This is a genomic window from Haladaptatus ordinarius, assembly GCF_054177595.1.
On the sequence record NZ_JBPEHH010000130.1, the window covers coordinates 1 to 8,824 of the forward strand.

At 53.0% G+C, this 8,824-nt stretch carries 7 protein-coding genes and 1 pseudogene; 6 read left to right on the top strand and 2 right to left on the bottom strand.

From position 1 onward, the window contains the following. The first annotated feature begins 68 nt into the window (after positions 1-68). On the top strand, positions 69-368 hold the full coding sequence (locus tag ACR3FF_RS23870; RefSeq protein WP_458190632.1) for a helix-turn-helix domain-containing protein: 300 nt from the start codon (positions 69-71) through the stop codon (positions 366-368). A gap of 37 nt (positions 369-405) precedes the next feature. On the opposite strand, the gene ACR3FF_RS23875 is transcribed toward ACR3FF_RS23870, so the two are convergent. After that, the gene (locus ACR3FF_RS23875) at positions 406-1,908 is read right to left on the bottom strand and encodes a sodium/proline symporter (protein WP_458190626.1); all 1,503 of its coding nucleotides are present in this window, start codon (positions 1,906-1,908) and stop codon (positions 406-408) included. Positions 1,909-2,217: 309 nt separating this feature from the next. On the opposite strand from ACR3FF_RS23875, the gene ACR3FF_RS23880 reads away from it, so the two are divergent. The 4 genes and pseudogenes from ACR3FF_RS23880 (at position 2,218) to ACR3FF_RS23895 (ending at position 6,694) form a co-directional block, all read left to right on the top strand. Continuing rightward, positions 2,218-3,129, top strand: coding sequence for a proline iminopeptidase-family hydrolase (locus ACR3FF_RS23880; RefSeq protein WP_458190627.1), 912 nt, complete (start codon positions 2,218-2,220; stop codon positions 3,127-3,129). Positions 3,130-3,498: 369 nt separating this feature from the next. Then, on the top strand, positions 3,499-4,725 hold the full coding sequence (locus ACR3FF_RS23885) for an MFS transporter (protein WP_458190628.1): 1,227 nt from the start codon (positions 3,499-3,501) through the stop codon (positions 4,723-4,725). A gap of 769 nt (positions 4,726-5,494) precedes the next feature. Further along, positions 5,495-5,632, top strand: coding sequence for a hypothetical protein (locus tag ACR3FF_RS23890; RefSeq protein WP_458190629.1), 138 nt, complete (start codon positions 5,495-5,497; stop codon positions 5,630-5,632). 127 nt (positions 5,633-5,759) lie between these two features. Further along, positions 5,760-6,694: pseudogene (locus tag ACR3FF_RS23895) on the top strand (alpha/beta hydrolase). Positions 6,695-6,936: 242 nt separating this feature from the next. Here ACR3FF_RS23895 and ACR3FF_RS23900 read toward each other — a convergent pair. Next, complete coding sequence (locus ACR3FF_RS23900; RefSeq protein WP_458190630.1) at positions 6,937-7,227, bottom strand: PadR family transcriptional regulator; 291 nt, start codon at positions 7,225-7,227, stop codon at positions 6,937-6,939. A gap of 1,254 nt (positions 7,228-8,481) precedes the next feature. Here ACR3FF_RS23900 and ACR3FF_RS23905 point away from each other — a divergent pair. Further along, complete coding sequence (locus ACR3FF_RS23905) at positions 8,482-8,712, top strand: DUF7835 family putative zinc beta-ribbon protein (protein WP_458190631.1); 231 nt, start codon at positions 8,482-8,484, stop codon at positions 8,710-8,712. The last annotated feature ends 112 nt before the right edge of the window (positions 8,713-8,824 follow it).

The window sequence follows — 8,824 nt, forward strand, 5'->3', positions numbered from 1 at the left end:
TCGGTTCTCTCCATCTGTGGACTCTAGTTCTCCTTCACTCAGCTACTACACCAACGTTCACTCTGGTCATCCGTGACTCAGCACAGCTCACGAAGCGACGCTCGGGAAGTACCGATAATTGGCTTCACCGATTCGAGAAAGAACTGGTTCACGACGCAGCCTGGGATAAGGCCCGTCCGGGTCGGCCACCGAAACTTGCTTGTGAGGAACGATCCAAAGTTGCACAACTATTACGTGAGCCGCCCGCAAACGCTGGCTACAACGCCGATGAATGGAGTATCCCACTCGTGCAACGCCTGTTGGACGAACAGTTCGATGTTAGCTACTCGCGAACGAGTGCCTATAGACTACTTTCGGAAATTGAGTAAGGAATTTCGAAACACATAGTCGTCTTCGGATGAGGAGCTAATCGTCGGAGGGCGTCCCTCTGCCGGTACTATCCTTGACGTGAAGACCAGACGCACCAGTCGCGGTTTCAAATTCTTGTTTGATTTCCTCGGATGGGCCACCAGTCAGGAGGCTTACTGCGATGATCGCGATTCCCGAGAAGATGAACCCAGGTATTAACTCGTAGACAACGCCAATGTCGAGGACAAGCCAGAGCAACACTGTTCCCATCCCGACAATGACACCAGCATAGGCGCCCCAGTGATTGAGCCGATCCCAGTACAACGCCGCAATCAAAAGCGGGCCGAATGAGGCACCGATACCAGCCCAGCCACCCAGAATGACAGTAAACACGACGCCGCTTGGCTGTGCGAGCAGAATTGCTGCGACCACGATGATAGCCATCACCGCACGCGACACCCATAGGATTTGGCGATCGGTGGCATCCTCGTTGACAAATCGCTTGTAGAGGTTATAAGAAACGGCATTCGTCGCGACAAGGAATTTCGAATCCGATGTCGACATCATCCCTGCAATTGCACCTGCCATCAGGATTCCGACGAGCCACCCCGGCAAGAGTTCCTGCGCCAGAAGCGGCATGATTTGGTCGGTGTTCTCGACGCTCCCGAGATGAGCGCCCGCCGCCCAGCCGAGGAAGAGAGCACCATAGGTCGCGAAGGTGACCCAGACCATGCCGATGAGCGACGCCCGTCGGAGATTCCGATAGTCGTCGATACTCATGTACCGCACGGAGATATGTGGCTGACCAGGATAACCAAAGCCGATGCCGACTGTCCCAGCAAAGAAGCCAAGCAGGCCAAGCAGTCCCGCCGTTCCGCCAAAGAGGCCAGGTGAGGCACCCGATGCTTGCTGAAGGTCAGTGAGACCAGTTGCGACGGAACCGATCCCTGCAAACCCGATAACGGGAAGGAGCACGACCGCCCCAGCCATCACCAGCCCCTGCAGGACGTCAGTGTACGAGACGGCGATGAACCCGCCGATCATCGTGTAGATAAGGACGAGTGCACCACCAATCAGGACACCAGTGAAGAAATCATAGCCGTACACGGCGTTGAGGATTTTTCCAGCTCCGATGAATTCGCCAGACGTCGCAATCGTATAGAAGATCACGAGCGAAATCGAGCCGATGAATTTGATCATGCCGTAGTCGTCGCGGACACGCTGCTCAAAGAAGTCAAGGACGGTCATGCTCCCAAGCAGTTCACTGTACCGACGTATCCGTTTGCTGAGGAAGAACCAGTTGAAGGCCGTCCCAGCGATCACACCAACACCAATCCAGATCGCCGATAGGCCCATTGCGTACGATGTTGCTGGCAAACCGACGAGCAACCAGATGCTCATGTCCGAGGCCTGGGCACTGATACCGACAACCCAGTCTTTCATTCCCTTACCGCCGATGGCAAAGTCCGAGAACGTTTTCGTCGATAGATAGCCGACCACACCAATGCCAAGCACGACGAGCAGATAGAGAATGAACGTGATCGACGCGGTTGACACCATCAGTGATCACCACCGAGAGCTGTTTGTGCCGATTCACGTTCACTGTTGTCGTCAGCTTCTTTTCCCCATCGCAGATAGTACATGCTGGTCAAAAGCAGCATGAGTATTGGTGGACCCCAGAGTGCAAGCTGTTCGAGGAGTGTCAATGCCATACACGGGCCTATCGATGAAGAGAAGTAATAATCTCGGTTGCCGGCGAAAATACCCGCATAGTTTGACAAGTAAGTAAGATTGGTACTGAATCGATACAGTTGCGCGTAAGTGTTCCCCCATTATTTTTTAATTCGTCATACGACATTCAACATAGCGATGACGGAGTTTCCCGACTACTTCAGCAAAATTGAGCATGGTGAGGGAACGTTTGAAATCGACGACTACGAACTCTTCTACCGTCGGTTTGGAAGCGGCGATGACGTTCTGCTAGCCCTCCATGGCGGGCCAGGGATGCCCCATGATTATCTGGCGCCGTTGGCCCAACACGCGGGTGATGGTTTGACCGTCTATCTATACGATCAGTTTGGTGTCGGTCGTTCTGACGAGCCATCGCCAGGCGACTTTGACCGCTACACGGTCGCGCATTATCGGGATGAACTTGAAGCAGTGAGACAAACGATTGACCCCGCTGGTGGCCTTTACCTCTATGGGCAATCGTGGGGTGGGATGCTCGCTCAGGAATACGTCATCGAGTACGGTGAACACGTCGATAAACTCATCCTCGCGAACACACTGGCGGATACGCAAACGGCGTTCGAGTCGATGCGTAGCGTACTCGACGAACTTCCGGAAGAAGACCAAGCGACGATCGAATCCTGTGAGGCCACCCGAGCGTACGATGCGCCAGAGTATGAGGCTGCATTGGACGGCGCCTATCGGAGCCATGTCTGCCGGACTGAATCGTATCCAAAACCCGTCTTATCGACGTTCGACCGAATCAACCTTGACGTGTATGGGCTGATGTGGGGTCCGAATGAGTATGTTCTTCTTGACACTGCTCGGCTCCGTGACTGGGATGTGCGTGATGAAATTCAAACAATCGAGACGGACACATTGGTCTTGACCGGTGAATATGACGAGATTGCGCCGGACATTGCTGAGGGTATCGCTGAACGGATTCCCGATGCCGAGCTTCACTGTTTCGACGAAAGTAGTCACATGCCGTTCTGGGAACAACCGGAGGTACATTACGAGGTTCTCGAAGCATATCTCGCAAATGACGCCTGACCACGGGTTGCCGAAATCCAAAAACGGGAACTGTCGACGATGCAACGCTTACGGAAGTACGTGAGGGGAGGAGTGTAAGTCGCGTACGAATACGCACCGCTCCCCGAGATTACACAGAAGCCATCCTGCGATGGAAAACCGAACTTTCCCCTGCAATCCCCGAGTTCCTCGTCATCCGAACAGAATGTGAGCGAGGTACCACACACCGTGAAAGCACTGCCAAACAATATCCCAGCGTTAATAGTATACTGTGGGGGAATCCATTACCAGAGAAACTCCGTGACCCAACGTCTGTGTATTCATACCACCAATCGTAACCCAAGTCACGTCTGGCAGCAGTCCGATTGCGACGGTACTGGAGGGCTGTGAATGTCACATCCTCGGCCACGAACAGTCGTCTTTGCGGTCATTGCCTGTACGTTTTTTGTCGGATTTGGCGGCGGTGTGGTGTTTCCAATCCTCCCGAATTTAGGCGATGTGTTAGGTATTTCCGCATTTTTCGTCGGCGTAATCCTGAGTGCCAACCGCTTCGCGCGCGTCCTCGCCAACGCACCTGCTGGAGCACTCGTTGACCGAATCGGTACCCGAACACCCTTTATCGCAGGGTTGGCCATCGAGGGGATTGCGACGCTTGGCTACACCATCGCTCTGCAATCTACGCTTCCTGTGGCGTGGTTTCTCGGGGCACGACTCGCCTGGGGGCTCGGAAGTGCCCTCGTGTTCGCGACGGCGTATACGATCACCAACGACGTGAGTTCTGCGACCTCACGAGGAACGAGCATGGGCTTGGTTCGAGCCGGCATCACGTTCGGATTCCCTGCAGGGCTCGTTCTCGGGGGTGTGGTGAGCGACCTCTACAGTGTGTCGCTGGCGTTCACGCTCGCTGCTACCTTCGCGCTCGCTGCAAGTGTACTCGCTTACAGAATTATCCCTGAAACGCACGTCAGTGACGGCCGTTCGGCAGTGAAACCGTGGAACATCGATTGCAGCGCACCTGCGCTGACCGCGGGCCTGGTCAACTTCGGCCTCTACTTTTCGTATGCAGGGGTACTGTTCGCGACACTTGTTATCCTCCTTGACGCTCGCAACGTCAGCGTGTTGGGCTATTCCGCGCAGGGAACGTCTGGCTTCCTGATGGCAGCGACCGTCCTCGCTGGATCAGTCTTCATGTTGATCGGTGGCAAAGTGAGCGATACGCTTGGCGCACGGATTCCAATTCTCCTCGGATTTCTTGGCCTCGCATGTGGTGGCTTTCTTGTTCTTGCACTTGCGACCTCACCGGAATCACTGCTCGTAGGATGTCTTCTCATCGGTGCTGGGCAAGGTGGCGTCGGCGGCCCATTGATGGCGCTGTTGGCCGATCTCACGCCGGCTGATCGGATGGGACGCGCGACTGGCACGAACAATGTCCTTGGTGATATCGGTGGTGGACTCGGCCCACTTATCGCGTTACCGGCAGTTGAAACGATTGGCTTTGTGCCGATGTATGCGGCCTGCGCACTCATCCCGCTTGGTGCCGGACTTGTGTTGCTTGGCGGCGTGTATACGCATACTGGAGAGTTCAGTCCAGACGTTGGTGACGTTCCTGGTGACTGACGGAATGCGGCATTACCGATCAACGCCAGTGGGGCGATGACACGGCAGTAGGGGCAAAAGGTGCATGGCCGTGGATACGTCGACTGTGTGAGGAAGACGATCGCGATTATCAACAAGAGTTACTCGCACATCGGGACTGGAAAGGTCGGTCATATGAGTACCTCTGCGCGGAAAAGCTTAGCATTGATTCGAATTCGTATTCTCTCCACACATACATAATATAAATTATGTTATATATGATTCTTTGTTCAAATTGTAAACACACTTGAGGATAAATTACGAAAAATATGTGATATTTCTTAGTAGTCAACGTCGATAGAGTGAACCATGGTACCGCTGGCACTCATTGAACTCAGGTTTGGCGTTGCTGGCTTCCTCACATTCCTCGTTGCGGTGTAATGGGGAATTACCCGGAGAGATTATCGACAGGGACTTCGAGTTGGTACTTTTGCGGTTCTCTGGCTTGCGGCAGTACTGCTTAATGGGTGGCGCAATGCACTCATCATGGCGGTTGCGCTGGTGACACTGACAATAGTATGTTTACTGACACAATCTTCAGTCGAACCAGCAAGACAATGAGCTATCGAAGATGGGTGGTTTTGGCATCAGACAGGCATCCACCCATCTCAGTCTGACAGGAGAAGGGGGTGGGTGAAACAACTGCATTTCCCTTTCTGACAACCCTTCCGTCGATATAATAAATGATATTATAGCTCTTAACTGTTACTGTCACTAATTGGAATACTGATGGTTCAAACCTTCTCTGGTATTGCTAACTGATTCTGGGAAGGTCGAAGGAATCAGAGTCAATCGCAAAGACGAGGGCTATCTGCACATTCCGTTCACGCGCCTCTATTGGGTCGAGATGAGCGAAGACGAAGGCAAAATCGATTACTCGCCAGCGTAGCACCTGCACAAGTGGTCTGATTCCCAACGCATCCAGAAAGACGCGTTTTGACCCGCCGGTTCGAACCAGACATTGACAGGGGTAGACAATCCGGGGGTTTTACTGGTGGCTGTCCGAATTGCCGGCAGTGGACGCCGACGACATCAATCCGTACGCCAAGACCGCCCTCCAATACCAGCAGTATATCCCGCTCCCGCATAGCAAACGGGGCCTACGCTTGTTCCGCCTGCTCACTCGCTGGATCGCCAAGCTGCAGAATCGCGATCCACTGCCGGTCGGTGCAACGGACGACCGCACAATTCCTGGGCCAGACGCCCCTCTCGAACGCGATTGTACCGTCTTGACGAGTCGGGGCCGGTTCCGACCATCGTGTTCTTTCATGGCAGTGGGTTCGTCTTCGGGGACATCGCGACCCACGATCATCTCTGTCGGCAGTTGACTCGGGAAAGCCGCTGTGCCGTGCCGTCGGTCGCCTATCGGCTCGCCCCGGAACATCCGTTTCCGGCCGCGGTCGAAGAGACCTATGCAGCAGTCGAGTGGGCCGCTGCGAATCCCGATGCGATTGGGTCAACTTGGGAGCTTGCGGTCGCCGGTGACAGTGTGGGTGGCACGCTTGCGGCGGTGACGTCGCTGATGGCCGCCGAGCGAGATGGCCCTGAGCTTGCGTATCAAGCCCTGTTGTATCCTGCCGTCGGCGTTGAGCCGGGCAAACCGTCGATGGAGAAGCATACGGGCACGGTGTTGAGCGAGCGTGATTTGGAGTGGTTTCGGGCGTGTTACTACGAGAGCGAGATTCACGAACGGAATCCGTACGCGGATCCGATGCAGGCCGGTGACCTCTCTGGGGTGGCGCCCGCGACGATTTGCACGGCTGGGTTCGATCCGTTGCGCGACGGTGGGACAGCGTATGCCGAGCGGCTCATCAGTGAGGGGGTCTCCGTTCGGTATCGCAACTATCAGGCCATGATTCACGGGTTTCTCACCCAGCGAGGCATCGACCAGGCGCAGGACGCGATTGCAGAGGTTGGATGTGATCTCAACTATGTGTTGTCTGTGTGCTAACTCTCCAGTTTTGGTATTTGAAATTAAATATGGAAGTGGAACAGACACCACTACTTTCGATGTAATCCGCCGTTTTAGACCCCAATCAACCGAAACCAACCATTTATAATTTATAACTAATATATATTTATATAGTTTAGATAGAATATAATAAGATTTGCTGAAACACTCGTGTTGTGGCAGAACGAGGGTTTAATTGATAGCGTAGAGATTACCAAAAGGATGGATCCGAAATAGGGTTATCAGGCTGTTGCAACTTCTTGCCTAAGATACTTTTCTTCCCAGTCTCGTCTCGTTTCGATTTCTCGCTGGCCACGCTGAGTCAGCGTGTAGATGTTCGTCCGACGGTCTTTTTCGCTCTTCTCGATCAGGCCTTTGTCGACGAGTGTATCCAGATTTGGATAGAGTCGCCCGTGATGGACTTCTTTTTCGTAGTAGTCTTCGAGGTCATCTTTGATGGCGAGCCCATGTGGGTCGTCTAATCCGGTTACGACGTACAGGAGGTCGCGTTGAAAGCCAGTCAGGTCGTGCATTGTTCTCCCCATAGACATTGTCACGTATTCATAAAATATCTTATGGCATGTTGGAGGTCATCGACTGACCAGTTGGCTGCAGATGAAATCGCAAAATCGTCGGTGGGCTATAGTCAGAAACCGGAATCCAAATGCACGAAACACTTACAACGATGGTAGCGACGTGGGAACAGCAGGGACTCGATCCACATGATTAACTGACGACGGTGCTCGGAGGACAACGGCCGGATTCACAAATAGAGGCATCGACGAGGGAAATCGCCAAACAGGCACTCTAGCAGTGGCTGAGGGATGTTTCTATCCATCACAGGGATGAAAGCAGGAGAGAGGTGTCAATGGGGTGACTCTCTACCATGAGCGTAAGTCGTACTGGAGTGTATACTATTTGCAAATTTCCTATAATTTTTTATATAAATATATTAATATTTTTAGTTGGGAGGAAAATAGTACGCCCGTCAAATGTCGGTGCTCAGATCCACCATTCTCAACTTCGCGGACCAAGCGGCGAAGCTCCTCGCACGTCTCACGAGCAGCGGCGCCGTCGAACCCACTGGTTCGGGAACGTTCGTCTACAAGAGACAGACGTAGACACGCAGATACCCATATTTTTTGCTCCAATCCGTAGCCTTTTGATCAGCTAGTTAGGTATCTCTCATGAGGGGCGTACGACTCGCTAACACAGAGACCACACTTCAAACGCCCCTCGACGAACGTGGGAACGCGACAAAGCCGATTCAACTCACCCCTACCCATCCACGTTCTCGGGTGAGTCGAACAATCATGATATTACCCTCCATGAATTAGCAGCTATAGCTGTTAACAAAACGAAGCCCATACTTTCATATTGTAGGGCGGCAAGCGACGATAGTAGGTAGGAAACAGCAACACACCTTGCATGCAACTCGCCTGTCTGGCAGCAAGATAAAAATGGACGTAGGGCACCGAACCCATCCATCCCACGTTCTACGCTCCATCGTCACAGGGGACACCATTGCCATCTTTGCATGTCCCCTGGGAAGCTCAGGCATTCGCGCAGAAGGAATTATCGTAATGGTGGATTGGGCGAGCACTGCAAGTGACACTATCGTTGAGTTCACCGCTCAGACTGAATAAGCGATCACACGCTTCCTCTCTTCGACCAAAAGACAGAGAGAGGCGATTGACCAGCGGTTTCACGGTACTGTGAGGCGAACGTCGCAGGATCATCCGATTCGAAATGGTCATACTAACCGACCACGAGAATCGGACTAGCAGATGAGTGACACTCCTCCTAATCCAAACGATGTCAGCACAGACCGGGACGTTCTCCAAACGACGATTGAATCGTGCGAACACTGTGGGAAAGAAACTGAACACCGGATTTCCATTGAATTAGTAACTGAAAGCGAAGACCGAGACAATGACGACTACTCGCGAGAACCGTATCGTCTCGCTGAATGTTGTCACTGCGGTCACAGAGAAAAGCAGCGGGCAAACAATATCTAGTGCTTCGTCAACCATAGATTGTTAAGAGACAATCTGTTAGAGAGGATATGGTAAACAAGGAGTATACGGTTGATCTTTCAGACGAGGAACGCACCGAGCTCGAATCGTTCGT